The organism is Nocardioides litoris, from assembly GCF_006346315.1.
GTDB classification, from domain to species: Bacteria; Actinomycetota; Actinomycetes; order Propionibacteriales; family Nocardioidaceae; genus Nocardioides; species Nocardioides litoris.
In genome coordinates this window covers 92740-119334 of record NZ_VDMR01000005.1, presented here as the reverse complement: position 1 = coordinate 119334, position 26595 = coordinate 92740, and the positions used below count along the sequence as shown (strand labels likewise).

Annotated in this window: 21 protein-coding genes; 11 read left to right on the top strand and 10 right to left on the bottom strand. The window is 74.6% G+C overall.

What is annotated here, in order from left to right; all coding sequences use genetic code 11:
• Positions 1-776 precede the first annotated feature (776 nt).
• Together FJQ57_RS16615 and FJQ57_RS16610 are read left to right on the top strand one after the other, a co-directional pair.
• Entirely contained in the window at positions 777-1427 is a 651-nt protein-coding gene (locus FJQ57_RS16615; protein ID WP_139982469.1) for a fasciclin domain-containing protein, read from the top strand.
• A gap of 88 nt (positions 1428-1515) precedes the next feature.
• Positions 1516-2967 (top strand): MFS transporter, encoded by a 1452-nt coding sequence (locus FJQ57_RS16610; protein ID WP_246081866.1) that lies wholly within the window; start codon positions 1516-1518, stop codon positions 2965-2967.
• Between the two features lie 9 nt (positions 2968-2976).
• Here the strand turns inward: FJQ57_RS16610 and FJQ57_RS16605 are convergent, their stop codons facing one another.
• The 3 genes from FJQ57_RS16605 to purD form a co-directional block, all read right to left on the bottom strand.
• Complete coding sequence (locus tag FJQ57_RS16605) at positions 2977-3561, bottom strand: antibiotic biosynthesis monooxygenase (protein WP_139982467.1); 585 nt, start codon at positions 3559-3561, stop codon at positions 2977-2979.
• A 103-nt stretch (positions 3562-3664) separates the two neighbouring features.
• A complete protein-coding gene (gene purB, locus FJQ57_RS16600; RefSeq protein WP_139982465.1) occupies positions 3665-5092 on the bottom strand; it encodes an adenylosuccinate lyase in 1428 nt (475 codons plus the stop codon).
• A gap of 105 nt (positions 5093-5197) precedes the next feature.
• Positions 5198-6448, bottom strand: a complete 1251-nt coding sequence (gene purD / locus FJQ57_RS16595; protein WP_139982463.1) for a phosphoribosylamine--glycine ligase — start codon at positions 6446-6448, stop codon at positions 5198-5200.
• Positions 6449-6546: 98 nt separating this feature from the next.
• Between purD and FJQ57_RS16590 the strand changes: the two genes are divergently transcribed.
• Positions 6547-8814, top strand: coding sequence for a serine/threonine-protein kinase (locus tag FJQ57_RS16590; RefSeq protein WP_139982461.1), 2268 nt, complete (start codon positions 6547-6549; stop codon positions 8812-8814).
• Entirely contained in the window at positions 8808-11171 is a 2364-nt protein-coding gene (locus tag FJQ57_RS16585; protein WP_139982459.1) for a serine/threonine-protein kinase, read from the top strand. The genes FJQ57_RS16590 and FJQ57_RS16585 overlap by 7 nt, the downstream gene beginning before the upstream one ends.
• Positions 11172-11204: 33 nt before the next feature.
• Here the strand turns inward: FJQ57_RS16585 and FJQ57_RS16580 are convergent, their stop codons facing one another.
• Positions 11205-12488, bottom strand: a complete 1284-nt coding sequence (locus tag FJQ57_RS16580; protein WP_139982457.1) for an adenylosuccinate synthase — start codon at positions 12486-12488, stop codon at positions 11205-11207.
• A gap of 118 nt (positions 12489-12606) precedes the next feature.
• Here FJQ57_RS16580 and FJQ57_RS16575 point away from each other — a divergent pair, with 118 nt between their 5' ends.
• Both FJQ57_RS16575 and lysS read left to right on the top strand, forming a co-directional pair.
• A complete protein-coding gene (locus tag FJQ57_RS16575; protein ID WP_246081865.1) occupies positions 12607-13521 on the top strand; it encodes a diacylglycerol/lipid kinase family protein in 915 nt (304 codons plus the stop codon).
• Between the two features lie 29 nt (positions 13522-13550).
• Positions 13551-15254: a lysine--tRNA ligase gene (gene lysS / locus FJQ57_RS16570; RefSeq protein WP_139982455.1), complete on the top strand. Its 1704-nt coding sequence runs from the start codon at positions 13551-13553 to the stop codon at positions 15252-15254.
• A 153-nt stretch (positions 15255-15407) separates the two neighbouring features.
• Here the strand turns inward: lysS and FJQ57_RS16565 are convergent, their stop codons facing one another.
• From FJQ57_RS16565 to fbaA, 3 genes are all read right to left on the bottom strand, one after another.
• A complete protein-coding gene (locus FJQ57_RS16565; RefSeq protein ID WP_139982453.1) occupies positions 15408-16445 on the bottom strand; it encodes a type IV toxin-antitoxin system AbiEi family antitoxin domain-containing protein in 1038 nt (345 codons plus the stop codon).
• A gap of 196 nt (positions 16446-16641) precedes the next feature.
• Positions 16642-17058 (bottom strand): DUF3151 domain-containing protein, encoded by a 417-nt coding sequence (locus FJQ57_RS16560; RefSeq protein ID WP_139982451.1) that lies wholly within the window; start codon positions 17056-17058, stop codon positions 16642-16644.
• 66 nt (positions 17059-17124) lie between these two features.
• Positions 17125-18156 carry a class II fructose-bisphosphate aldolase gene (gene fbaA, locus FJQ57_RS16555; RefSeq protein ID WP_139982449.1) on the bottom strand — a complete coding sequence of 344 codons (1032 nt, stop codon included), beginning with the start codon at positions 18154-18156 and terminating at the stop codon, positions 17125-17127.
• Positions 18157-18222: 66 nt separating this feature from the next.
• Here fbaA and FJQ57_RS16550 point away from each other — a divergent pair, with 66 nt between their 5' ends.
• From FJQ57_RS16550 to FJQ57_RS16540, 3 genes are read left to right on the top strand one after another with little or no spacing between them, the layout of a single operon-like run.
• Positions 18223-18708, top strand: a complete 486-nt coding sequence (locus FJQ57_RS16550) for a DUF2867 domain-containing protein (protein WP_139982447.1) — start codon at positions 18223-18225, stop codon at positions 18706-18708.
• 33 nt (positions 18709-18741) lie between these two features.
• Positions 18742-19257, top strand: coding sequence for a hypothetical protein (locus FJQ57_RS16545; protein ID WP_139982445.1), 516 nt, complete (start codon positions 18742-18744; stop codon positions 19255-19257).
• Positions 19254-19763 (top strand): SigE family RNA polymerase sigma factor, encoded by a 510-nt coding sequence (locus FJQ57_RS16540; RefSeq protein ID WP_139982443.1) that lies wholly within the window; start codon positions 19254-19256, stop codon positions 19761-19763. Before FJQ57_RS16545 ends, FJQ57_RS16540 begins: the two co-directional genes overlap by 4 nt.
• A gap of 95 nt (positions 19764-19858) precedes the next feature.
• Here FJQ57_RS16540 and FJQ57_RS16535 read toward each other — a convergent pair whose 3' ends face one another.
• Positions 19859-20500, bottom strand: coding sequence for a TrmH family RNA methyltransferase (locus FJQ57_RS16535; RefSeq protein ID WP_139982491.1), 642 nt, complete (start codon positions 20498-20500; stop codon positions 19859-19861).
• 111 nt (positions 20501-20611) lie between these two features.
• On the opposite strand from FJQ57_RS16535, the gene FJQ57_RS16530 reads away from it, so the two are divergent.
• Positions 20612-21388 carry a DedA family protein gene (locus FJQ57_RS16530; RefSeq protein ID WP_246081864.1) on the top strand — a complete coding sequence of 259 codons (777 nt, stop codon included), beginning with the start codon at positions 20612-20614 and terminating at the stop codon, positions 21386-21388.
• Between the two features lie 38 nt (positions 21389-21426).
• Here FJQ57_RS16530 and pyrE read toward each other — a convergent pair whose 3' ends face one another.
• Positions 21427-21966, bottom strand: coding sequence for an orotate phosphoribosyltransferase (gene pyrE, locus FJQ57_RS16525; RefSeq protein ID WP_211349010.1), 540 nt, complete (start codon positions 21964-21966; stop codon positions 21427-21429).
• Positions 21967-21984: 18 nt separating this feature from the next.
• On the opposite strand from pyrE, the gene FJQ57_RS16520 reads away from it, so the two are divergent.
• Positions 21985-23154: a pyridoxal phosphate-dependent aminotransferase gene (locus FJQ57_RS16520; RefSeq protein WP_139982441.1), complete on the top strand. Its 1170-nt coding sequence runs from the start codon at positions 21985-21987 to the stop codon at positions 23152-23154.
• 501 nt (positions 23155-23655) lie between these two features.
• Here FJQ57_RS16520 and FJQ57_RS22635 read toward each other — a convergent pair.
• Complete coding sequence (locus tag FJQ57_RS22635; protein WP_170219476.1) at positions 23656-26487, bottom strand: lamin tail domain-containing protein; 2832 nt, start codon at positions 26485-26487, stop codon at positions 23656-23658.
• Positions 26488-26595 lie beyond the last annotated feature (108 nt).

Genomic DNA, 26595 nt, shown 5'->3' with positions numbered 1-26595 from the left:
CCGTCGATGGGTCGCTCCACCTGACGCCGCGCCGCCCCCGCGCACCACGCCCCACGCTGCCGCCGGCCAGGCAAGGCGCGGGGTCCGACGCGCTGCGCCAGGCTCCGCTCCGTGCGCCGTGTGGCCCGGTCGACCCGGGGCCCGGGCGCCTGCGCCCCCGTCCAGTCGAGTCGCTCCACCTGACGCCGCGCCGCCCCCGCGCACCACGCCCCACGCTGCCGCCGGCCAGGCAAGGCGCGGGGTCCGACGCGCTGCGCCAGGCTCCGCTCCGTGCGCCGTGTGGCCCGGTCGACCCGGGGCCCGGGCGCCTGCGCCCCCGTCCAGTCGAATCGCTCCACCTGACGCCGCGCCGCCCCCGCGCACCACGCCCCACGCTGCCGCCGGCCTGGCACGGCGCGGGGTCCGACGCCCTGCACCACCCTCCGCTCCGTGCGCCCTGCGGCCCGGTCGACCCGGGGCTGGGCGCCCGTGCCCCCGTTCGACGGGTCGCTGCACCTGCCGCTGCGCCACTCCTCGCGCGGTCTGACGGCGCTGCCCGACCGCACCACACGGTGGTCGAGGAAGGCACCCTGGCGCCTGTCTCGAGACCGCGGAACCGGGACGCCGGACCGCCCCGACCGATTTGACGAACAGGCCCCGGACCCCCGTGTTCCACAGCCTGTGCACGAATCGGTGGAAAACTTCCACAACCCGTCCAATCCGCCCGCGCGGGTGACGCCGAACCCCCCTCGACGCGGGCGCACCGGGCGCCCGCGCCTGACGAGAGGACAACCCCCATGCGCTACCGCGCTCCCGCCCGCCTCGCCGCCGTCGTCGCCACCGCCGCGATGGCCGTCTCGGCCCTCGCCGCGGCTCCGTCCGCCCAGGCTGCCCCGGGCACGCAGGGCAACAAGCCGCTCGCGAAGGTGCTGGCCGCCGACGGCAACCGCTTCGACCGCAACGCGCAGGACTTCGACATCGCCGACCGCGCGATCCGCGCCGTGCTCAAGGCCAAGCCCGACAGCCCGCTGGCCGCGGTCGCCGACGGCAAGACCCGGCTGACGGTGTTCCTGCCGACCGACGGTGCGTTCCGCGCCTTGGTCAAGGACCTCACCGGCAAGGGCCCGCACCGCGAGAAGGTCGTCTTCCAGCGCGTCGCGGCCGCCGCCGGTGACGTCGACACCCTCGAGACGATCCTGCTCTACCACGTGGTGGCCGGGAAGACGCTGACCTCGCCCAAGGTCATCGCCGCCGCCAAGCAGCGCGCCGACGTCGACACCGCCGCCGGCCTGCCCGTCGGCGTCCGCCCGCGGCCCACCATCCGCCTGGCCGACCTCGACAAGGACGACCGCGACCCGCGCGTCGTCGCCCCGCTGCTCGACATCAACCGGGGCAACAAGCAGGTCGCCCACGGCATCGACCGGGTGCTGCGCCCGATCGACCTCTGACCTGCACCTGGGCGACCCTCGCCCGGCGCACGGCGCGGGCCACCTGCGGGTGGTCCGCGCCGTCGTGCGTCGTGGGCAGGCTGGCCTGGTGGGAGGGAGCGCCGGGCCGGACGACGACGGCGCGCCCGACCCACGCCGCTGGCACATCCTCGGCGTCTCCCTCGTCGTCGGCTTCATGTCGCTGCTCGACGTCACGATCGTCAACGTCGCGGTGCCGTCGATGCAGCGCGGCCTCGAGACCTCCTCCTCCACGATCCAGTGGGTCGTCTCCGGCTACGCCCTGACCTTCGGGCTCACCCTCGTCGCGGGCGGCCGGCTGGGGGACGCGTTCGGACGGCGGCGGCTGATGGTGGTCGGCCTGGCGGCGTTCATCGTCTCCAGCGCCGCGGTCGGGCTGGCCCCGACGGCCGAGACGGTCGTCGTGGCCCGGCTGCTCCAGGGCGCCTCGGCCGGCCTGCTCACCCCGCAGAACTCCGGCCTCATCCAGCAGCTGTTCACCGGCGCCGAGCGCGGCCGGGCGTTCGGGCTCTTCGGGTTCGTGGTCTCCCTGGCCTCGGCCACCGGGCCCGTCCTCGGCGGCGGCATCATCGCCGTTGCGGGCGGCGACGACGGCTGGCGCTGGCTGTTCCTGGTCAACGTGCCGATCGGGCTCGTCGCCATGGTCGGCGTGCTGCGCCTGGTGCCCGGCCGCGACCCCGAGGCAGCCGACTCCCCGCGCGACCGCATCGACGTGGTCGGCGCGCTGCTCCTCGGCCTGGCCGTGCTCTGCCTGCTCTACCCCATCGTCTCCCTCGAGGGCGGCCAGCGGCTGCCGCTGGTGCTCCTGGTCGGCGTCCCGGTCTTCGCGGCGGCGTTCGTGCGCTGGGAGCACCGCCTCCAGCGCACCCACCACGCCCCGCTCCTCGACGTGGCGCTGCTGCGCCGCACCCCCGGGTACGCCGGCGGGCTGGCCGTCGGCACGCTGTACTTCACCGGGTTCACCGGCATCCTGCTCGTGCTCTCGGTCTGGCTGCAGGACGACCTCGACTACTCCGCCCTGCACGCCGGGCTCCTGCTGACGCCGTTCGCGGTCGGGTCGGCGGTCTCGGCCCCGCTCGCGGGGCGGGTGGTGACCACGATCGGGCGGCCGCTGACGGTCGCCGCGCTCGTCGTCATGGGCGTCGGGGTGGGCCTGCTCGCCCTGCTGGCGCCCGGGCGCGAGGGCGACGCGCTGGTCTGGGCTCTGCTGCCGGTGCTGCTCGTGGCCGGCCTCGGCGGCGGCGCGGTCGTCTCCCCCAACCTGACCCTCACCCTGGCCGACGTGCCGCCGCGGATGGGCGGCGCGGCCGGCGGGGCCGTGCAGACCGGCCAGCGCATCGGCTCGGCCCTGGGCGCCGCGCTGCTGGTGACGGTCTTCCAGGTCGCCGGCCTGCGGGCCTCCCTGCTCACCGCCCTCGTGGTGCTGGCCGCCGCGCTGGCCGTGGCGGTCGTCGTCGCCGTACGCGGGGCACGGGCGGAGCCGACCGCCGAGCACCGGCACGCGGCCGCCGCCGAGCGGTGACCGGCCCGGTCAGCGGCGCCAGGGCGGCGGCTGGCCCTGCAGCCACCACTGCAGCTGCCGGGTGATCCACGGCAGCAGCACGTAGGTCATCAGCGGGGTCATCACCAGCACGGTGACCAGCACCCGCAGCGGCAGCGGCACGTCGGCGAGGTAGAGCCGGCCGAGCCAGTTGGTCAGCACGCTGAGCGGGAAGAAGACGACGAAGATCGTGGTGGCCTGCTTCCACCGCGGCGGGGCCGCCGGCACCGGCGTGGCCGCCCCCGACTCGAGCACCGTCGACTGCGGCACGTCGAACCAGCCCTCGATGCCGGTGCGCTTCTCCACCCGCGCCTCGACCACGCCGAGCCCGGCGGCCGCGGAGCGCCACCACTGGCGCTGCGGGCTGTGCTCCCACTGCTCCAACGAGGCCTGGTCGGCGAACCGGTAGAGCATGTGCCACTCCTCCGAGCCCGCCTCGGAGCGCACCCACCCCGCGCCCAGGAAGCCGGGGAACTTCTCCGCCAGCCCGATGCCCGCGTTGAGCCAGCTCATCATCTCGGGCTCGTGGCCGGGCGGGAGCTGCCGGGTGATGGCGACGGTGACGGGCGCGCTCATGCCTCCATGGTCGCGGTCGCGCCGGCCGCCGGCGAGGCCCGGCCCGGTCGTCCGCCCGGGGTGAGTCCTGGGTCACGCCGGGCCGGACGACCGACGGGGCGGGCTACAGGATCGCGCCCGGCACGTACGCCGCCGCGCCGGGGTGCCGGGCCGTGAGCTCCTCGACGCGCCGGACCACGGACTGGGTCTGCGCGACGGCGGCACCGGTGAAGGTGATCGGGTCGGCGACGAGGCCGGCGAGCTGCTCGGCGGTGAGGCCGAGGCGCTCGTCGGCGGCGAGCTTGGCGAAGACGTCGTTGTCGGCCTGGCCCTGCCGCATGGCCAGGGCGGTGCCGACGGCGGCCTCCTTGATCGCCTCGTGGGCGGTCTCGCGGCCGACGCCGTTGCGCACCGCGGCCATGAGCACCTTCGTCGTGGCCAGGAACGGCAGGTAGCGGTCGAGCTCGCGCTGGATGACGGCCGGGAACGCGCCGAACTCGTCGAGCACCGTCAGGAAGGTCTGGAACAGCCCGTCGGCAGCGAAGAAGGCGTCGGGCAGCGCGACCCGGCGCACGACCGAGCAGGACACGTCGCCCTCGTTCCACTGGTCGCCGGCGAGCTCGCCGACCATCGAGAGGTAGCCGCGGGTGACGACGGCGAGGCCGTTCACGCGCTCGCAGGAGCGGGTGTTCATCTTGTGGGGCATGGCGGAGGAGCCGACCTGCCCCTCCTTGAACCCCTCGGTGACGATCTCGTTGCCGGCCATCAGCCGGACGGTGGTGGCCAGGTTGGACGGCGCCGCGACGAGCTGGACGACGGCGGAGAGCACGTCGAAGTCGAGGCTGCGGGGGTAGACCTGGCCGACGCTGGTCAGCACGCGGTCGAACCCGAGGTGGGCGGCCACGCGCTGCTCGAGCTCCTCGAGCTTGGTGGCGTCGCCGTCGAGCAGGTCGAGCATGTCCTGGGCGGTGCCCATCGGGCCCTTGATGCCGCGCAGCGGGTAGCGGGCGAGCAGCTCCTCGAGGCGCTCGACGCCGATCATCAGCTCGTCGGCCACGGTGGCGAACCGCTTGCCGAGGGTCGTGGCCTGGGCGGCGACGTTGTGGGAGCGGCCGGCCATCACGGTGGTCTCGTGCTCGGCGGCGAGCCGCGCGAGGCGGGCCAGGGCGGCCACGGCCCGGTCGCGCAGCAGCTCCAGCGACTGCTTGAGCTGCAGCTGCTCGACGTTCTCGGTGAGGTCGCGGCTGGTCATGCCCTTGTGCACGTGCTCGTGCCCGGCCAGCGCACCGAACTCCTCGATGCGCGCCTTCACGTCGTGGCGGGTGACCCGCTCCCGGGCCGCGATGGAGGCGAGGTCGACCTTCTCCACGACGTCCTCGTAGGCCTCGACGACCCCGTCGGGCACCTCGATGCCGAGGTCGCGCTGGGCCTTCAGCACCGCGATCCACAGCCGCCGCTCGAGGACGATCTTGTGCTCCGGCGACCAGATCTCGGCCAGGTCGGCGCCGGCGTACCGGGTGGCGAGGACGTTGGGGACGGTCACGCCCCGCATCCTCCCAGCCGGGGTAGTCCCTGACGAAATGGTCCGCAGATCACCAGATCGACGACGACATCGTCAGGGACTACCCCACCCGAGGGGCCGGTGGGGCGGGTGGGTTCAGACCCCGGCGGCGATGTCGGTGCGGTGCTGGGCGCCGGGGAAGGAGATGCGCTCGACGCCGTCGTACGCCGCCGCGCGGGCGTCGGCGACGGAGGAGCCGGTGCCGACGACGGCGAGCACCCGGCCACCGGCGGTGACCAGCTCGCCGCCCGCGAGGGCGGTGCCGGCGTGGACGACGTGGACCCGGTCGAGCGCCTCGGCGGCCTCGGTGCCGGTGATGACGTCGCCCGAGGACGAGGTGGCGGGGTAGCCGGCCGAGGCCAGCACGACGCCGACCGCGGCGCCGGGACGGAAGACCGGCGGCGGCACCTGGGCGAGGGTGCCGGTGGCCGCGCCCATGAGCAGCGGCGAGAGCGGCGACTCGAGCAGGGCGAGCAGGGGCTGGGTCTCGGGGTCGCCGAAGCGGGCGTTGAACTCCACGACCCGCACCCCATGCGAGGTGAGCGCGAGGCCGGCGTACAGCAGCCCGGTGAACGGCGTGCCACGGCGGGCGAGCTCCTCGACGGTGGGCCGCAGCACGTCGCGCAGCACCTCGTCCACGAGGCCGGGTGGCGCCCACGGCAGCGGCGTGTAGGCGCCCATGCCGCCGGTGTTGGGGCCGACGTCGCCGTCGCCGGCGCGCTTGAAGTCCTGGGCGGGCTGCAGCGGGTGGACCGTGCAGCCGTCGGCCTCGCTCCACCCGCACACCGCGAACAGCGACACCTCGGGCCCGTCGAGGAACTCCTCGACCACGACCCGCTGGCACCCGGCGGCGTGCGCGACGGCCTCCTCGCGCGACTCGGTGACCACCACGCCCTTGCCCGCGGCCAGGCCGTCGTCCTTGACGACGTACGGCGCCCCGAGCTCGTCGAGCGCCGCGGCGACCTCCTCGGGCGTGGTGCACACGCGGGCGGCGGCCGTGGGCACGCCGGCGGCGTTCATCACGTCCTTGGCGAAGGCCTTGGAGCCCTCGAGCCGGGCGGCGCCCGCCGTGGGACCGAAGACCGCGACGCCCCGGGCGGCGACCACGTCGGCGACGCCCGCGACGAGCGGCGCCTCCGGGCCGACCACGACCAGGTCGGCGCCGATGGCCAGGGCCAGCGCCGCGACGGCCTCGCCGTCGAGCGGGTCGACGTCGTGCAGGGTGGCCACGGAGGCGATGCCGGGGTTGCCGGGGGCTGCGTGCACCTCGCTGACGCCGGGGTCGAGGGACAGGGCCCGGGCCAGGGCGTGCTCGCGGCCGCCACCGCCGATGACGAGAGTCCTCACGCGCCAGCACCCTAGTGGGCCGGGTCCCGCGCCGGAGGCCCGCGGGCTGACATCCTGGGGCCGCGATTGACCCAGCCCGATCCGGGAAGGACCCCCACGTGCTCAGCCTGCCCACCGTCGGCGACCAGTTCGGTCGCTACGCCGTCACCGACGAGATCGGCCGCGGCGGCATGGGGGTCGTGCTCGGCGCCACCGACACCGTGCTCGGCCGCCGGGTGGCGCTCAAGGTGATCTCGGCGAGCCTCGGCGGCACCGAGGAGTTCCGGCTGCGGTTCGAGCGCGAGGCCGCGGTGCTGGCCCGGCTCGACTCACCCCACGTCATCGCGATCTACGACTACGGCACCCACGCCGAGTGCCCCTACATCGCCACCCAGTACGTCGGCGGCGGTGACCTCGGCACCCTGCTCCACCGCTCCGGCCCGCTGCCCCTCGACGACGCGCTGCGCATGTGCGCGCAGGTCGCCGACGCCCTGCACGACGCCCACCGGGTCGGTGTCGTCCACCGCGACGTCAAGCCCACCAACGTGCTGGTCCGCGAGCGCGACGACCCGGGCGACGACCTGCACGTCTACCTGTGCGACTTCGGCATCGCCCGCACCGCCACCGACGGGCTGACCCAGGCCGGCGCCGTCGCCGGCACCTGGAGCTACCTCTCGCCGGAGTGCGGGCGCGGGGCACCGGCCTCCCCCGCCTCCGACGTGTACGCCGTGGGCTGCCTGCTCTGGGCCGCGCTCACCGGCCTGCCGCCCTACCGCGGCACCGACGTGCAGATCGCGGTCGCCCACCAGCGGGCCGCGGTGCGCCAGCTCCCGGCCGTCTCGCCCGCGGCCGAGGCCGTCAACGTCGTGCTGCGGCGCGCGATGGCCAAGGACCCCGCCGAGCGGCACCCCGACGCCGACGCCCTGCGCCGCGACCTGCTCGACGCCGCGGGTCGCCCCGGGGGCGACGCGGCCGCCCCGGCCGTGCCCGCCGGCGAGCCCGGCACCCTCGAGCTCCTGCCCACGCCGGTCCCCGGGCCGCCGCCGCTGCGCCCGCCGACCCCGACCCCCACCCCGACCCCGACGCCCACCCCGGGCATGCCGCCGCCGCCGTACGGCGCCCCCGCCGGCCCGGGTGGCTCCGGCGGGGCGAGCAGCCCCCGCCGCCGCCGTACGGCGCTCGTGGCCGGTGTCGCCGCGCTGGTGCTCGTCGGGGGCGGCACGGCGGTGGCGGTCGTCGCACGCGGGGGCGGGGACGATCCCGACCCGGGCCCGACGACGCCCACGACGGTCGGCGGGAGCGACGGTGTCCCGTCGCCGCCGCCCTCGTCCGCGGGCGCGCCGCCGGTGACGGCGGACGGGCCGATCGCCGGTGACCTCGACGGCGACGGGTTCGGCGACCTGAGCCTCGACGTGCAGCCGGCCACGGGCGACCAGCAGACCACCACCTGGCGCTCCAACGGCACCGACCGGTTCGTCGACCCGCAGACGCAGCCGCTGCAGGAGACGAGCCGGTTCACCCGCTTCTGGCGGCTGGCCGGGCAGCTCGACGACGACGGCACCACCGACGTCCTCCGGTTCGAGCAGCCCGACAAGGGGGCCGACGTCTCGGTGACCGGGACCCTGAGCGGGGGTGGCACCGTCGAGGCCACCCTGCCGGGTCGCGGGCGCCCCCTCGACGTGCGCGACGGCCTCGACGACGTCGACGGCGACGGGCTCGACGACCTCGTGGTCCGCAGCCTCGTCGACGACGACACCGGCACGGTCGAGATCACCACCCAGCTCTTCGACGGGTCCACGTTCGGCGAGCCCAGCGACCCGGTCACGGTCGAGGGCGAGGTCGCCTTCGCCCACGGCCAGCTCGACGACGACGGCCGGGTCGACCTCGTCAGCGTCCGCCTCGGTGACTCCGACTCGGTCACCCCGCTCACCGTGACGGTCCGGCCGGGCGACGGGGCGGGCGGGTTCGGCGACCCGGTGGTCGGCGAGGCCTCCCTGTCCGGCGGCAGCGGGTCGGTGCTGACCGGCGACATCGACGGCGACGGGCTCGAGGAGGTCGTCATCGGCGACCAGGACTCCCGGTTCATCACCATCTCGGCGCTGGACCTCACCGACGGGGTGATGACGACCCGCGCCGGGCTGGGCACCATCCGCTACGACCCGGCCACCTCGCTGGGCTCCGACCTGGCCGCCGTCGACGTCAACGGCGACCGGCGCGAGGACCTGGTGTCGGTGGGCCTGGTGCAACCCGGCAACAAGGGGCGCGCGATCGTCGCGGTCTCCGACGGCCAGAGGTTCGTCGCCAGCCGCTGGCTGGCCTGGGGACAGTCCCTCGAACCCGACGACGAGACCGGCAGGCTCGAGATCCTGGAGGAGACCAGATGGTGAACCCGGCAGCCCCGCCCCCCGGCGCGGGATCGACCTTCGGCCCCTACCGCATCGACTCCGTGGTCGGCGTCGGCGGCATGGGCGTCGTCTACCAGGCGACCGACCAGCGCCTGGGCCGACGCGTGGCGCTCAAGGTGGTCATCGGCCACCTGGCGCAGTCGTCGTCGTTCGTCGAGCGCTTCCAGCGCGAGGCCGCGGCGCTGGCCAAGCTGGAGTCCCCGCACGTCGTGCAGATCTTCGACCACGGCGTGCAGGACGGCACCCCCTTCATCGCCACGCAGTACGCCGCCGGCGGCGAGCTCGGCAAGCTGCTCGCCGAGCGGGGCGCCATGCCCCGCGCCCTGGCCGCCGAGCTGTGCTCGCAGGTCGCCGACGCCCTCAAGGACGCCCACCGGGTCGGTGTGGTCCACCGCGACGTCAAGCCGGCCAACGTGCTGCTGCGCGACGACCGGCTCGACCGCGTCCACGTCCTGCTGTGCGACTTCGGCGTCGCCCAGACCGAGGGCAGCCCCCTGACCGAGCCCGGCTCGGTGCCCGGCACGTGGAGCTACCTCGCCCCCGAGCGCATCGACGGCGACCCGGGGTCGGTCGCCTCCGACGTGTACGCCGTCGGGTGCCTGCTGTGGGAGACCCTGACCGGCCGGCCGCCGTACTCCGGCTCCGACGTCGAGATCGCGATGGCCCACCACGACGCCCCGGTGCCGCAGCTCGACGGCGACGACGAGTTCAGCCGCCGGACCAACGAGGTGCTGGTCAAGACCCTGGCCAAGGACCCCGCCGACCGCTACCCCACCGCCGCCGCGCTCCGCGACGACCTGCGGGCCCTGGCCAGCGCCTCGTTGCCCGGCGGCGCCAAGACACCCACCCCGACACCCACGCCGGTCGACCCGCGGCACAGCGAGCCCACCCGGCTGCCCGGCGCCGCGATGGCGCCGCCGCCCCCGCCGCCCCCGGGCCAGCCGGGCCAGCCGGGCCAGCCGGGCCAGCCGGGCCAGCCGGGCCAGTTCGCGAGCAGTGCCTACGGCAGCCCCTACGGCGGCCCGCCCCCGGCGCACGGCGGTCCGGGCGGCCCCGGCCAGGGCGGCCCGCCCCCGGGCTGGGGCGGCCCCGGCGGCCCCGGCGGCCCCGGCGGCTCGCGTGGCAAGCGGACGGCGATCATCGTCGGCGCGGTGGCCGCGGTGCTGCTCCTGGTCATCGGCGGGGTCGTCTTCGCCGCGACCCGCGGCGGTGACGAGCCGGAGGCCGACCCCACCGACCCGCCCTCGACGAGCGAGACCGAGGGCACCGACCCGAGCACGACCGAGTCGCCGACCGACGAGACCGACCCGACCGATCCGGCTCCCCCGACCGAGCCGCGCCCGATCACCAACGACGTGACCGGCGACGGTCTCGGCGACTTCGTGATGCTGACCCTGGACGGCATGTTCGTGCTGCCCTCCGACGGCTCCGCCCTCGGCCAGCCGGAGCGGCAGGGCGGGGTGCGGACCCTCGTCGGCGTCAGCGGCGACATCGACAACGACGACGTCCCCGACGTGCTCCGCGTGCAGGACGAGCCGCCGCTGATGACGGTCTCGATGACCAAGGCCGGCGCGCCCACCTCGCCCATCGCCACGCCCGAGAACGAGCTGACCAGCAGCGCGCTCGACCTCGGGTACGCGCTGGCCGACGTCGACGGCGACGGCAACCTCGACCTGGCGCTGCTGACCCGCACCTCCGAGACCGAGGTGCAGGTCGACGTCGCCGCGGGCGACGGCACGGGCGCCTTCGCGCCCCCGACCACCTGGTACGCCGGGCCGAGCGGCGAGACCAGCATGCTCGCGCTCGACGCCGACGGTGACGGCGACGACGACCTGGTGTTCCTGGTCTACGACCGCGACACCACCGAGCTGAGCGTCCAGCTGCTCGAGTCCGACGGCAGCGCCGCCTTCACCCCCGCCGGCTCGCCCCAGAACCCCGACGAGGCCGGCTCGACCATCCGCACGATGGACGTGGGCGACCCCGACGGCGACGGTCGGCTCGACCTCATCGGCTTCAGCGGGTTCGGGCCGGTCATCACGGTGCTGACCTGGAACGGGTCGTCGTTCGACGCCGCCATCTGGTTCGACGACACCGACAACTTCGAGGCCGACAAGGACACGGTCGGCGACGTGCAGATCACCGACCTCAACGGCGACAACGCCGACGACATCATCACGGTGGCCTCCGACGACAACTTCGACGAGCTGATCGGCCTGGCCTACCTCAGCGACGGGGAGGGCAGCTTCACCGAGACCGACTCGTTCTCGGCCGCCATCCCGCCGGGTGCGGCCGAGACGTCGCAGACGCTGGTCAACCAGACCTACAACCCGCTGCGCTGACCCGTCCTGGCCGTCCCGGGCCCGCCGGGACGGTCAGAGCAGGTCGTGCCGCACGATCGTCGCGGCTCGCGACGGACCGACGCCGACCACCGAGATGCGGGCACCCGACATGGCCTCCACGGCCTCGACGTAGGCCTGCGCGTTGGCGGGCAGGTCGTCGAAGGTGCGGCACTCGGAGATGTCCTCCCACCAGCCGGGGAGGTACTCGTAGATCGGCGTGGCGTGGTGGAAGTCGGTCTGGTTGACCGGCATCTCGTCGTGGCGGACCCCACCCACGTCGTAGGCGACGCAGACCGGCACCTGCTCGAGGCCGGTCAGCACGTCGAGCTTGGTGAGCACGAAGTCGGTGACGCCGTTGACGCGGGCGGCGTAGCGGGCGATGACGGCGTCGTACCAGCCGCAGCGACGCGGCCGGCCCGTGGTGGTGCCGTACTCGGCGCCGGTCTTGCGCAGGTGCTCGCCGCTGTCGTCGAACAGCTCGGTCGGGAACGGGCCCTCGCCGACGCGGGTCGTGTAGGCCTTGACGATCGCGATGACCTGGTCCAGGCGGCGCGGCGGGATGCCGGACCCGGTGCACGCCCCCGCGGACGTGCACGAGGACGACGTGACGAACGGGTAGGTGCCGTGGTCGACGTCGAGCAGCGTGGCCTGGCCGGCCTCGAGCAGCACGACCTCGTCGCGGTCGAGGGCCTGGTTGAGGAGCAGGCCGGTGTCGCAGACCATCGGCTCGAGCCGGTCGGCGTAGGCCAGCAGCTCCTCGACGATCTCGTCGACGCCCGGGGCGCGGCGGTTGTAGATCTTGGTCAGCACCTGGCCCTTGAGGTCGAGCGCGCCCTCGACCTTCTGGCGCAGGATCGAGGCGTCGAAGAGGTCCTGCACGCGGATGCCGATGCGGTTCATCTTGTCGGCGTACGTCGGGCCGATGCCGCGCCCGGTCGTGCCGAGCCGCCGCGAGCCGAGGAACCGCTCGGTCACCTTGTCGACGGCCTTGTTGTAGCTGGGGATGACGTGGGCGCTCGCGCTCACCTTGAGCCGGCTCACGTCGACCCCGCGGGCGGCGAGGTCGTCGAGCTCGCGGAAGAGCACCTCGACGTCGATGACGACGCCGTTGCCGATGACGGGGGTGACGTTGGGGCTGAGGATGCCGCTCGGCAGCAGGTGCAGGGCGTACTTCTCGTCCTCGATCACCACCGTGTGGCCGGCGTTGTTGCCGCCGTTGAACTTCACGACGTGGTCGACCCGGCTGCCGAGCAGGTCGGTCGCCTTGCCCTTGCCCTCGTCGCCCCACTGGGCGCCGATGATCGCGATGGCGGGCATGCACTGCTCCTCGAAGTTCCCTGGAGAAAACGGACGAAGGCCCCGGCAACAGCGTCCGGGGCCCTTGCGACGACACGCTACCAAGAACAGCCGGGAGGGTGTCGGCTACGTTGCACGGGTGGACCCCCTCCTGGTGATCGCCAACAGCGAGGCCGGCACGTCCGACCGGGAGCACCTCGAGGAGGCGCTGGCCGTCCTGCGGCCGCACGCCTCGGTCGAGGTCGAGGCCACCTCGTCGCCGGGCGAGCTCGACGGGGTGCTGCACCGGGCCGGGTCGCGGACCATCGTCGTGGCCGGTGGCGACGGCTCGCTGCACGCCGTGGTCTCCGCGCTGCACAAGCGCAACGAGCTCGGGCGCAACCACCTCGGCCTACTGCCCCTCGGCACCGGCAACGACTTCGCCCGCGGCGTCGACCTCCCCCTGGATCCGGCCGAGGCCGCGCAGGCGCTGCTCGACGGCACGCCGCGACCCATGGACCTGCTGGTCGACGAGACCGGCCAGGTGGTCGTCAACAGCGTGCACGTCGGTGCGGGCGCCGCCGCCAGCCGGCGGGCCGACCGGTGGAAGAAGCGGCTCGGCAAGGTCGGGGTGGGCAAGGTCAACCTCGGCAAGCTCGGCTACCCGATCGGCGCCGCGCTCACGGCGTACGACCCGCCGCTGCTGCGGCTGCGGGTCGAGGTCGACGGCGAGGTGGTCGTCGACGTCGACGAGCAGGTGCTCATGGTCGCGGTCGGCAACGGCACCTCGGTCGGCGGCGGCGCCGAGCTGACCCCCGACGCCGACCCCGGCGACGGCAAGGCCGACGTGCTCGTCTCGCGAGCCACCGGGCCCCTGGCCCGCCTCGTGTACGCCGCCAAGCTCGGCCTGGCCTCGCACACCGAGCTCGAGGAGGTCGCGGTGCTGCGCGGCACCCGCGTGTCGGTGAGCGGCGAGGAGTTCTGGATCAGCGCCGACGGCGAGATCGACGGGCCCGAGCGGCACCGATCGTGGGAGCTGCACCGGGCGGCGTACCGGATGGTGCTGCCCGCCTGAGCCGGCCCGCGGGTCGATAGCGTGGACCCGTGGCACGCTCCAGGGGCAAGAACGACGACGGCGACCCGACCGACTGGGTGACCCGGGCGGCCGACGCCGCGATCCGGCAGGCCGGCGAGGGCGCGGAGCTCATCACCTGCGCCTCGGGCGCGAGCCCGTCGGGGCCGGTGCACCTGGGCAACCTGCGCGAGTTCCTCACCGTGCACTTCGTGGCCGAGGAGGTACGCCGGCGCGGGCTGCCCGTGCGGCACCTGCACAGCTGGGACGACTACGACCGCTTCCGCAAGGTGCCCGCCGGCGTCGACCCGTCGTGGAGCGAGCACATCGGGCGGCCGCTGAGCGACGTGCCCGACCCGGGTGGGTGCCACGAGTCCTGGGCCGAGCACTACAAGGAGCCGCTGGTCACCTCGCTGCGCGAGATGGGCGTGGAGATGGAGGAGGTCTCGCAGACCTCGATGTACCGCGCCGGCCGCTACCGCGAGCAGGTGCTGCACGCCGTGCGCCACCGCGAGGAGCTCGAGGCCGTGCTGGCCCGCTTCCGCACCAAGGCGCCCGCGACCGGGGCCGACGACGAGGACGCCGCCGGCGGCGCGGGCCGCGAGGACGGTGGCGCCGCGGCGGGCTTCGACCTGGGACGCTTCCCCTACAAGCCCTACTGCCGCCAGTGCGGCCGCGACACCGTCACGGTCACGGCGTACGACGACGAGACGACCGACCTGTCCTACACCTGCTCCTCGTGCGGCTTCACCGGGGTCACCAACCTGGCCACGCAGGACGAGGGCAAGCTGGTGTGGAAGATCGACTGGCCGATGCGCTGGGCGTTCGAGCAGGTGCACTTCGAGCCGGGCGGTGACGACCACGCGACCCCGGGGTCGTCGTACACCGTGGGGCAGGAGGTGGCGCCGGTCTTCGGCTGGCGGGCGCCGTCGTTCGTCGCCTACTCCTTCGTCGGCGTCGCCGGCATGACCAAGATGTCGTCCTCGCGCGGCGGCGTGCCGACGGCGGCCGACGCGCTGCGGATCCTCGAGCCGCCGATGCTGCGCTGGCTCTACGTGCGGCGCCAGCCGCGCCAGAACTTCACCATCGACCTCGGCGCCGAGGTCGTCCGGCTGTACGACGAGTGGGACGCCCTGGGCCGCAAGGCCGCCACCAAGCGCGACGTGGCCACGCTCGCGTGGGAGCGGTCGGTCTCGACCGCCGCGGTGGGCACGCTGCCGACGGCGCCCGTGACGGTGCCGTTCCGGCTGCTGTCGTCGGTGGCCGACGTGACCGCGGGCTCTCCCGACCTGATGGCGCGCGCCGTGGCGGGGTCGGGCTTCGCGCTGTCGTCGCTCGACGACCTCGAGCCGCGGCTGTCGCGGGCCCTGGCCTGGGTGGCCGACCAGCCCGAGGAGGACCGCACCACGGTCCGCACCGAGCCCGACGCGGCCCGCCTCGCCGCCCTGACGGAGGACGAGGGGCGGTGGCTGGCCCAGCTGCTCGACCGGATGCCCGACGAGCTCGACCAGGACGGCATCACCACGCTGGTCTACGGCGTCCCCAAGCTCGGTCGCGGCCTCGGCCTGGACGACCCGCCGACCGAGGAGGTCAAGGCCGACCAGAAGGCGTTCTTCGGCCTGCTCTACGAGCTCCTCGTCGCCGCCGAGCGCGGCCCGCGCCTGCCCACCCTCTTCCTCGCCCTCGGCGCCGACCGGGTGCGGTACCTGCTCGGCGGGACTCCCCCGGGGGCCTGACCGGGCGGGCCGCAGGGTCGGAGGCCGGCCGGCAGCGCACTTACTGACCGTCAACAGCACTGGCTGACGGGTAGACCTGTCAGGTAGTGCTCCGGACGGTCAATAAGTGCGCCGGCGCCGGGGGCGAAGACGACGACGCCGTACGACGCCGGCTCACCTCTCCCGGTCGCGGCGGCCGTGCCGCTCGCGCAGCTCGGCGGCCTGGCGGGCCAGGCGCGGGTGCAGGTCACGCCCGAAGCGTCGCTCGGTCGTCAGGTAGTCCGCGCGGAGCCGCGCCTGTGCGGCGGCCCGTCCCGGCCCGAAGAAGTCCTCCCAGGTGATCTCGGAGAGCCCGAGGTCCTCGTCGCGGATGGCCCGCTGCCGCCGCTTGTCGTCCAGCGCGACCTCGGTCGGCGACCTGGTCGCCACACCCCCGTCCGCGACCGGCACGAGCTTGATGCGCCCGAAGACCTCGAAGACGTGGTTGCCCACCCGCAGGTCGCACCAGTACAGCCGCCCGCCGGGCAGGATCGGGAACTGCTGGTCGACCTCACCGATCCCCATCTCCTGGAGCAGGTCGCGCGCCAGGCTCTCCGCGGCGCTCTCGGCGCGCGGGTCTGCGCGCTGGATGGCCGATCGCACGCCGCAGATGCCCGGCCAGTGCGCCATCGGGAGGGAGGCCTCGATGAGGCGGGCCTTGGAGGAACCGTGGCGCAGCGCCCAGTCGGCTGCCACGAGCGCGGCCAGCTCTCCGTGCTCGCGTCCGAGGTCTGCGACCGTGCGCGCAGCGTCGAGGTGGCGCTCGCCGAGGCTCGTGGTCACGAGCTGGTGGTCGGCGTACGGCGCGTAGTGGTGGGCGATGCCGTGCCGCGTCCAGGCGGTGCCGTAGCCGGGGCGAGTCAGGTGGGCGTCGCTGCTGCGGGCGTCGATCAGCGGCATCCCCATGACGAGGGCCGCCGAGTCGTGGCTCATCACCCAGGTGCGTTGCTTGCTCATCAGCGCGGCGCGCGCTCGCAGGAGCGGCCGGCCGACGTGCTCGTCGAGGCTGCGCCACAGCTCGCCGTCGGCGTACACGCCGCGGACGAGCCGCACCAGGTCACCGCTCCGGCGCAGCTGGGTCGCCTGCGCAGGCCGCAGCCCCGACTCGAGCACCTGCGCGTGGGTGACCAGCCCGCCCTGCGCGGCCATCGTCGATCTCAGACGCGTGTTCACGCCGCGCACCCTGCCGCGCCCGGCGACGACCCACACCTTCCGTTGCGGCCCCTGTGGATGACGGGTCCGGCGCGGCGCTGCGGTGACCGGGCCGGGGGCAGACTTACTGACCGTAGGCAGCACTACCTGACGGGTGTACCCGTCAGGTAGTGCACCCGACGGTCAGTAAGTGCCCCGCCGTCCCGCCCGCCGGGGGTCAGCCGAGGAGCTCGGCGTGTGCCGTGGGGCTGGAGTCGCGCAGGAACTCCGAGCAGCGCTCCCACTCGTCGGTCTCGCCGATGGCGCGGGCGGCCTTGGCGAGCAGGGAGAGGCAGACCAGGAAACCGCGGTTGGGCTCGTGCTCCCACGGGACGGGGCCGTGGCCCTTCCAGCCGTTGCGGCGCAGCAGGTCGAGGGAGCGGTGGTAGCCGACGCGGGCGTAGGCGTAGACGGTGACCGGGTCGAGCTCGCTGGCCACGGCCTCGGAGGCCAGCGCCGCCCAGGCGACGGGCGAGGCGGGGAAGGCGCGGACGGCGTCGACCGGCGAGGTGCCGGACGACAGCGCGTCGGTCGCGGGGTCCGCGGGCAGGTGGGTGGGCGGCGGGCCGGCCATCAGGTCACCGAAGGAGCTCATGCCCCCATCATGACCGGCCGCCGCCTCCCGTGACCGGGGAGCCCCCGACGTCGGGTCAGCGTCGGGTCAGGACAGGGCCTTGCCCGCCGAGCGCAGGTTCTCGCAGGCCTCGACGACGCGGGCGGCCATGCCGGCCTCGGCCGCCTTGCCCCAGGCGCGCGGGTCGTACTGCTTCTTGTTGCCGACCTCGCCGTCGACCTTGAGCACACCCTCGTAGTTGCTGAGCATGTGGTCGGCGACGGGGCGGGTGAAGGCGTACTGGGTGTCGGTGTCGACGTTCATCTTCACGACGCCGTAGTCGACGGCCGCGCCGATCTCCTCGGCCGAGGAGCCCGAGCCGCCGTGGAAGACCAGGTGGAAGGGCTTGGAGCCCTCCTCGAGGCCGAACTCGCGCACGACCGCCTCCTGGGCCTCCTTGAGCACCTCGGGGCGGAGCTTGACGTTGCCGGGCTTGTAGACGCCGTGCACGTTGCCGAAGGTCAGCGCGGTCATGTAGTAGCCGCGGTCGCCGTGGCCGAGCGCGCGGGCGGTGGCGATGGCGTCCTCGGGGGTGGAGTAGAGCTTGTCGTTGATCGCGTTCTCGACGCCGTCCTCCTCGCCACCGACCACGCCCACCTCGATCTCGAGGATGATCTTGGCCGCGATGCACTTCTCGAGGAGCTCCTCGGCGATGGAGAGGTTCTCCTCCAGCGGCACCGCGGAGCCGTCCCACATGTGCGACTGGAACAGCGGCGCCTGACCACCCTTGACGCGCTCGGCGGAGAGGTCGAGCAGCGGGCGGACGAAGCCGTCGAGCTTGTCCTCCGGGCAGTGGTCGGTGTGCAGCGCGATGCGCACGGGGTAGTTCTTGGCGACCTCGGCGGCGTACGACGCGAAGGCGACCGAGCCGGCGACCATGTCCTTGACCGTGGGGCCGGAGAGGTACTCCGCACCACCGGTCGAGACCTGGATGATGCCGTCGGACCCGGCGTCCGCGAACCCCTTGAGGGCGGCGTTGAGGGTCTGCGACGAGGAGACGTTGATGGCCGGGAACGCGTAGGCGCCGGACTTGGCGGCGTCGAGCATCTCGGCGTACTGCTCAGGGGTGGCGATCGGCATGGCCCGACCCTAGGGCATCACCCCGGGTGGTCCCGGGCTGTCCGTGGCCGCCCGTAGCCTCCTCGCATGCGCCGAGGCCGGACCCTGCACACCACCCGCCGCTCGGCCGTCGTCACCCTCCCGCCCGAGGAGACCTGGGCCGTGGTGGCCTCCGGCGAGACCGGCTCGCAGTGGTACGTCGACGCACTGCCGCTCCGGGTCCGGCGGGCCATCGACCGGGTCGCCCTCGGTCCGGCGCTGCGCCGGCCGCCGCCGGGCCGGCCGCTGCTGCGGTCCGGCGACCTGGTGGGGTTCTGGCAGGTCACCGAGGCCGACCGCGCGACCCACCGGCTCGAGCTGGTGGCCCAGCTGCGCTCGCCGGGGCGGGTCACGATGCGGGCGCACGTCGAGCCGCACCCCGACGGGTCGCGGCTGCACCTCGCCGTCACCCTCGACCCGCGCGGCCTGGTCGGCCGGGTCTACGAGCTCATCGACCTCCCCGCCCGCGAGACCGTGATGGAGCTGCTCATGCTCCACCTGCTCACCGTGCTGCGACGCGCCGGCGGTCGCTGACAACCCCCGAGCCGCGGCTTCCGTACTCCAGGCATGAGCGACCATCGCCACGACCACGACAGCCGCGACCTGCGCGACCTCCTCGACGCCTCCTTCGGCGACGGCCCGCCCCCGCCCGCACCCGCCGACCGGCTCGTCCCCGCCCGTCGGGCGCTGCGGCGGCGTCGTAGGGCGCTGCTCGGCGGCGCGGCCGCGGCCGTCGCGGCCGCCGGGCTCGGCGCGACGCTGCTGACCGGACCCGGCGCGCCGACGGCGGCCGACCCCGCCTCGGGCACGCCCTCCGCGACGACCACCCCCAGCCCGGAGGCATCGACGGAGGACACCCCGGCGGCGCCCCCGACCATCCCGCTGCCGCCCGACGCTCCCCCGGGCACGGCCCTGGCGCAGTGCCTCGCGGCCCTGTCCACCCTGCGCGACCTGAACGGGGTCCCCTTCGAGTACGACGCCGATCGCGACCAGCTCGTCCTTCCCCGCGACCTGTCGCTCGAGGCGCTCCGCCTGGTGCAGGAGAGCGGCGTCGACCCCGACTGCGCGCGAGCGGAGCGGTGAGCACCGGCCGGCGCGACGCAGAGTTCACCGAGTTCGTCGCCGCCCGCCAGGTCCACCTGCGCCGGGTCGCCTACGCCGTCTGCGGCGACTGGCACCGCGCCGACGACCTGCTGCAGACCGCGCTCACCAAGCTGTACGTCGCGTGGCCGCGCCTGCGCCGCGACGGCCGCGAGGAGGCCTACGTGCGACGGATCATCGTGCGGGCCGACATCGACGAGCACCGCCGCCCGTGGCGCCGGGAGCGGGCCGGGCTCGACGGGCACGACGGCCCGGCGCGTGCGCCGCTGCCGGTCGAGGAGCGCTCGGCGCTCTTCGAGGCGCTCCAGGCGCTGCCGCCGATGCAGCGGCGCACGGTCGTGCTGCGGCACTGGCTCGGGCTCTCGGTCGAGGAGACGGCGGCCGAGCTCGGCATCGGCGAGGGCACCGTCAAGAGCCACACCTCCCGGGGCATGACCGCGCTGCGGGCGGCGCTCGCGACGGAGCAGGTGGACCAGACCGGCCTGTGAGCTCCGGGCGGCTGGGCCGTCGACAGGCGGAGCCCGGTGCCGCCGCTGACCCGCCGACCCGCCGACCCGCCGACCGACCGGCCGGCGACGGGCGGTCAGCCCCGCCAGGTCCCGCCGCCGTCGAGGTCGGCGTGCGCACGGACCCACGTGTGCATGGCGATCGCGGCGGCGGCGCTGGCGTTGATGGACCGCGTCGAGCCGAACTGGGCGATCGAGAACGTGCCCGCGCACGCCTCCCGTGCGCCGTCGGAGAGCCCCGGGCCCTCCTGGCCGAACAGGAAGCAGATCGAGCGCGGCACGTCCATCGTCTCCAGGTGCGCTGAGCCGGGGAGGTTGTCGATGCCCCACAGGGGCACGTCGCCGAGGTGGGCCGCCAGGTCGGCGACGGTCGGGTGGTGGCGCACGTGCTGGTAGCGGTCGGTGACCATCGCGCCGCGCCGGTTCCAGCGCCGCTCGCCCACGATGTGCACCTCGGCGGCCAGGAAGGCGTTGGCCGAGCGGACGATGGTGCCGATGTTGAAGTCGTGCTGCCAGTTCTCGATGGCGACGTGGAACCCGTGGCGCCGGGTGTCGAGGTCGGCGCGGATCGCCTCCAGGCTCCAGTAGCGGTAGCGGTCGACGACGTTGCGCCGGTCACCCTGCGCGAGCAGCGCGGCGTCGTACACCTCCGAGCCGGGGCCGGTCGGCCACGGTCCCTCCCACGGGCCGACGCCGACCTCCGGCGGGCCGTGCGGCATCGGGTCGTACGGCGCCCGGCCGGTCTCCCCGGCCTCGGGGTCGGATCCCCGGGAAGCACCAGGGTCGCGGCGGGGCACGCGCCAGACCCTAGGACAGGTACTGTCGGGCAGGTGAGCGTGCCGCCCTTGAGCACCACCCTGGTCCCCCTGCTGCTCGGGATCAAGTGGATGGAACCCGAGTGGCTCCTCGACAACTTCGGCGGGGCGCTGATCTGGCTCAGCCTGGCGATCGTCTTCGTCGAGTGCGGGCTGTTCTTCCCGTTCCTGCCGGGCGACACCCTGCTGTTCGCGCTCGGGCTGTTCATCGCCGGGCAGCAGATCCACGTCTTCGGCATCGACACCCCGATCATCGAGCTCTGCTTCGCGCTGCTGTTCCTCTCGATCGCCGCCTTCCTGGGCAATGTCGTCGGCTACGAGATCGGGCGCAAGCTCGGTCCACCGCTCTACGAGCGCGACGGCAGGATCCTCAAGCGCAAGTACATCGACAACACCGACCGGTTCTTCGACAAGCACGGCAACAAGGCCCTGGTCATCGGCCGGTTCGTGCCGTTCGTGCGCACCTACATCACGGTGGTCGCCGGCGTGACGGCCATGGAGCGCCGCCGGTTCTTCCAGTGGAGCGCCGTCGGCGCCGTGGCGTGGGTCTTCTCGATCACCCTGCTCGGCTACTTCCTCGGGCGCTCGTTCCCGCAGATCGGCGAGAACATCGACTACGCGATGATCGCCATCCTGGTCTTCACCGTCGCCCCGCTGCTCTACGAGGGCGTCAAGCACCGCCGTGAGCTGAAGCGCCACGGCGGGTCGCCCGAGGCCGAGTCGCCGTCGTCGCCGTCGTCGCCGTCGTCGCCGTCGCCCTCCTCGCAGGACGCCGACGGCGCCAAGGCCTGACGGACCGGGCCCTGGGCCCGGGGCCGACGAATCTCCGCCTACCGACCGCCCGCGACCGCGTCGAGGTCGGCGCGGGTGAGGACCGAGCGCACCTCGAGGCCGACGTCGGCCAGCGGGTCCTCGCCGGCGGGGCTGCGGTCGATCGCGCAGACCACGACCTCGACGATCGCGCCGGACTCCCGCAGCGCGCGGGTCGCGTCGCGCACCGCGCCGCCGGTGGTGATGACGTCCTCGACCAGGGTCACCCGCCTGCCGTCGTACGACGGGCCCTCGGCGAGCCTGCAGGTGCCGTAGGTCTTGGCCTCCTTGCGCACGAACAGCGCCGGGGTGCCGGTGATCGCGCTGACGACGGTGGCGATCGGGATGCCGCCCATCTCGAGGCCGCCGAGCAGGTCGGTGTCGTGCGGGAGCAGCTGCACCATCTCGCGGGCGACGCGGCCCAGCAGGAGCGGGTCGGCCTCGAAGAGGTACTTGTCGAAGTAGGTGTCCGAGACCTGGCCCGAGCGCAGGGTGAACTCCCCGTGCAGGCGGCAGGTGGCGTCGATGTCGGCGGCGAGCGAGTCGTCGGTCGTGGTCACCGGGCTAGTGTCCCAGGGGTGATCGCGACCCGCCTGCGAGGCATCCCGCCCACGATCTTCGCCGAGATGTCTGCGCTCGCGGTGCGCACCGGGTCGCTCAACCTGGGACAGGGCTTCCCCGACGTGGACGGGCCGGCCGAGGTGCTGGAGGCGGCCCGGCACGCGCTGGTGCACGGCGCCAACCAGTACGCCCCCGGCACCGGCATCCCGGCGCTGCGCCAGGCCGTGGCCGAGCACCAGCGCCGCCACTACGGCATCGAGCTCGACCCCGACACCCAGGTCGCGGTCACCACCGGCTGCACCGAGGCCGTCGCGGCGGCGCTGCTCGGCCTCGTCGAGCCGGGCGACGAGGTGGTCGTGCTCGAGCCCTACTACGACTCCTACCTGGCGATGATGCAGGTCGCCGGCGCGGTACGCCGCCCGGTCACCCTGCGCTGGCCCGACTTCCGCCTCGACGTCGACGAGCTGCGCGCGGCGGTGACGCCGCGGACCCGGTTCGTCCTGCTCAACACCCCGCACAACCCCACCGGGGCGGTGCTCTCGCGCGCCGAGCTCGAGGCGGTGGCCGCGCTGGCGCGCGAGCACGACCTCGTCGTCATCACCGACGAGGTCTACGAGCACCTGGTCTTCGACGGCCCGGGCGAGCCGGCCCACGTGCCGATCACCACCCTGCCCGGCATGGCCGAGCGCACGCTGACGCTCTCCAGCATCGGCAAGTCCTACTCCCTCACCGGCTGGAAGGTCGGGTGGGCCACCGGGCCGGCCCACCTCGTGCAGGCCGTGGTCGCGGCCAAGACCTGGCTGACCTACACCTCCGGCGCACCCCTGCAGCCGGCCGCCGCGGTCGCGCTGCGCGACCACGGCGACTGGCCGCTGGCGCTCGCCCGCGACCTGCAGGAGCGCCGCGACCTCCTGCTCGACGTGCTCACCGCGGCCGGCCTGCCGACCTCGACGCCCCAGGGCACCTACTTCGCCACCTCCGACGTCTCCGCCCTCGGCTGGGACGACGGGATGGCCTTCTGCCTCGCCCTGCCCGAGCGGGCCGGCGTGGTCGCGGTGCCCGCGCAGGCCTTCTACGACGACCCGCACGGCGCGGGCCGGCACCTGGTGCGCTGGGCGTTCTGCAAGCAGCGTGAGGTCATCGCCGAGGCCGGCGACCGCCTGGCAGCCGCCGACCTCCGCGCCTGAGCCTCGCGGCACCCCGCCGTCGGCATGGTCGCGACCGACGGTGGTCGAGGAGGGACTAAGTCCCGTCTCGAGACCACCTGACCGCAACGGCCCGCCTGGTCTCGAGACAGGCGCCAGCGCGCCTTCCTCGACCACCGTGGGGCCCGGCGCCGCCGTCCTCGACCCCGTGGGGCCTGGTGCCGTGGACCCGACCGACGGTGGTCGAGGAGGGACGGAGTCCCGTCTCGAGACCACCTGACCGCAACGGCCCGCCTGGTCTCGAGACAGGCGCCAGCGCGCCTTCCTCGACCACCGTGGGGCCCGGCGCCGCCGTCCTCGACCCCGTGGGGCCTGGTGCCGTGGACCCGACCGACGGTGGTCGAGGAGGGACGGAGTCCCGTCTCGAGACCACCTGACCGCAACGGCCCGCGTGGTCTCGAGACAGGCGCCAGGGCGCCTTCCTCGACCACTGTGGGGCCCGGTCAGGGCGCCTTCCTCGACCGCCGTTGGGCTGGATCGACCTCAGCGGACGACACGCAGCCGCACGACGACGCGGCGCGGGCCGACCTTGACCACGACCTTCTGGTCCCGGGCGGGCGCCTTCGCGCGGACGGCGGCGTTCCACGTGGTCAGGCCGCCGGCGAGGGCGCCCGGCTTCATCGCCCGGCCGCGGGCCGTGGCGTTGACCGACGCGCGGAGGGGGCCGACGACGCGCGGCCGCGGGGAGGCGGCGAGCAGGGCCTCGAGGCGGTAGCGGTCACCGCGGCGCACGACGTACCGGCCGTCGGCGGTCAGGCCGCGGGCCCCGACGACGCGGACGGCGGGCACCCGCCAGCTGACCGACGTGCCGGCCTCGTGGCCCGCCACGTCGGTGGCGTACGCCGTCACGGTGGTGACCAGGCCGCGGCGGACGACCTCGAGGTCGCAGGACGCGACGCCCGACAGGGCGTCGGAGGCGACGCAGCGCGGGGTGGGCGCGGCGAGCGGGTAGGTCGCGCCGGGGCGGACGCCGGTGATGCGCACCGTCGGGTCGTCGAGGTCGACCATCACGTCGTCGACGACCACGGTGGTCGCGCCGCCGTCCTCGGCGGTCACGGTGCGGGTGACCCCGGCGCTCTCGTCGGAGCGGTCGAGCACGACGGGCTCGGGGCAGGTCACCGGCGAGCCCTGCGGGGTGCAGGTGAAGGTCACCGTCACCGGCTCGCTCCACCAGCCCTCCGCGGTCGGCGGCACCTCGGAGGACAGCACGAAGCGGGCCAGCGGGTCCTGGCGCTGCACGGTGGCCGCGCTGCCCGCGAGCACCTCGCTGCCGGCGTACGTCGCGACGACGGTGCGGGTGGCGCCGGGCGGGACCGTGTGGGCGAGCGTCGCCACGCCGCCGACGAGCGGCGCCGTGCCGACCGCGGTGCCGTCGACGGTGAAGGCGACCTCACCGGTGACCGGGGCCGCGCCCTCGGCGGTGGGGGCCACGGTGGCCCGCAGCACGGCGGGCCGGACGACCAGCGTGGTGGTGGAGGCCGCGGGGGTGGCCGAGCACGTCAGGGTGCCGCGGCGCAGCGCGTGGCCGCCGGTGCTGGCGTCGTCGGACCAGAAGACGGGCTTCAGGCCGTCGACGCACTCGGCATCGGGGGTGGTGGTGAAGCCCTCGTTGTTGAGGTCGGGCATGCCGGCGGGGCGCTCGACGTACCGGGTGGCGGCGAAGGCGCCGTCCTTGACCTCGAACAGGCCCGACCGGCCGGCGCAGGTGTCGTCGCAGACGACCCACAGCCGCTGGGCGCCGGCCTCCCAGTGCAGCTCCATGACGGCCTTGAAGCCGCTGGCGAAGGAGGTCACCCGGGTGAAGGCGTTGCTGCGCTGGTCGAGGGCGTAGGCGATGACCTGGCCCGTCTGCTCGACGCCGACGAGGAACAGGCCGGTGCCGTGGCCGGCGTAGCGCGACGGGTCGTAGGCGGCGCCGGTGGCCTGGTCCCGCAGGCCGCGGGCCACGAGGTAGGAGTCGGGCACCCAGGCGATGGCCTCGAGGCCGGCGTTGGCGCCGAGGCCGGGGAGGTCGGCGGAGAGGTCCCAGTCGTTGGTCGGACGCAGGTCGGTGCCGGTGCCGGTGGTCTCGTAGCGCAGCACGGCGGGGCGGCTGGTGCCGCTGACGCTGTTGTTGCGCTCCGAGGCGACGTACGCCCCGCCGGCCGGGCCGGCCGCGGTGAAGGTGAGGCCCTCGGCGTCGACGTCACCGGTGCCGTCGGCGTAGCGGAGCAGCTGGCCCGTGGGCCGGTCGCTCGCCGGGGCGTACCCGCCGTCGCCGGTCGGCGCGAGGCGGAACAGCGCACCGGCCCCGTTGCGGACCGCCCACAGGGTGCCCGGGGCCCTGGTGCCGCTGGGCTCGTAGGCCAGGCCGCTCAGGTTGGAGGCGAAGGTGCCCTGCGGGTCGGCCGTGGTGACCGACGGGCCGCCCGGCCAGGGCTGGGCGTCGATGTCGCCCGGGCAGAGGTTGGCCGCGCCCCGGGTGGGTCGCTGGGTGGTGGCGAACGGCCCGGTGCCGCTGGGGCAGCGCCCGTACGACGTCGGGGCGTGGCTGGTCCACGTGTAGGAGTCCAGCAGCGTGGTGCCGTCGGCGGCGTGGAGCCGCACGCTGTCGGAGGCGCCCAGGCCGAACCCGCCCCCGACGCTGTCGACGTCGACGACCAGCAGCCCGCCACCGCCGGCGACCGTGGTGCCGGCGGGCAGGGCCAGGCTGTGGCTGTCGTCGCTGTCCCGCAGGCGCAACCCGCTGGCGTCGTACGCCGCGGCGCCGGTGTTGACCAGCTCGACCCAGTCGCCGGGCGTGCCGCCGTCGGACTCGACCTCGTTGATCTTCAGCAGCGACGAGCAGTCGTTGGCCGCGCCCTTGGTCGAGGACGTGGTGGTGCGGAACGCGCCGGTGCCGTCGGGGCAGCGGCCGTAGGTCGTGCCGGTGGCGTGCGCGGTCCAGATGTGGCTGTCGATCAACGTCGTGCCGTCGCTCTCGAGCAACCGGGCGGAGTCGGCCGAGCCGAGGCCGAAGCCACCGGGCACGTCGACGTCGATCGCGTAGAAGGCGCCCGGGGCGATCGTGGTGCCGTCCGGGATGGCGAGGGTGCGGGAGTCGTCGTTGTCCTTCAGGCGCAGGCCGCTCGCGTCGACCGGCTGCGTGCCGGTGTTGACCAGCTCGATCCAGTCGACCGGCGTGCCGCCGCTCGACTCGACCTCGTTGATCCGCAGGTCGGTGACCGCGGCCGAGGCGGGCGCAGCCACGCCGACGCCACCGACGACGGCGAGGGTCGCGCCGGCCAGGGCCGTCGCGAGCAGGGTGGGCAGGACAGGACGGCGTGGTGCGCGCACGTGGGTTCCTCAGGCTCAGGGGGCCGCCGAGTCGGCACAGGAGGTCGGGCCGGGGTGGAGCGAGAGGAGCCTCGGGGCAAGCGGCGACCGGTCGGTGAACGGGTCGCC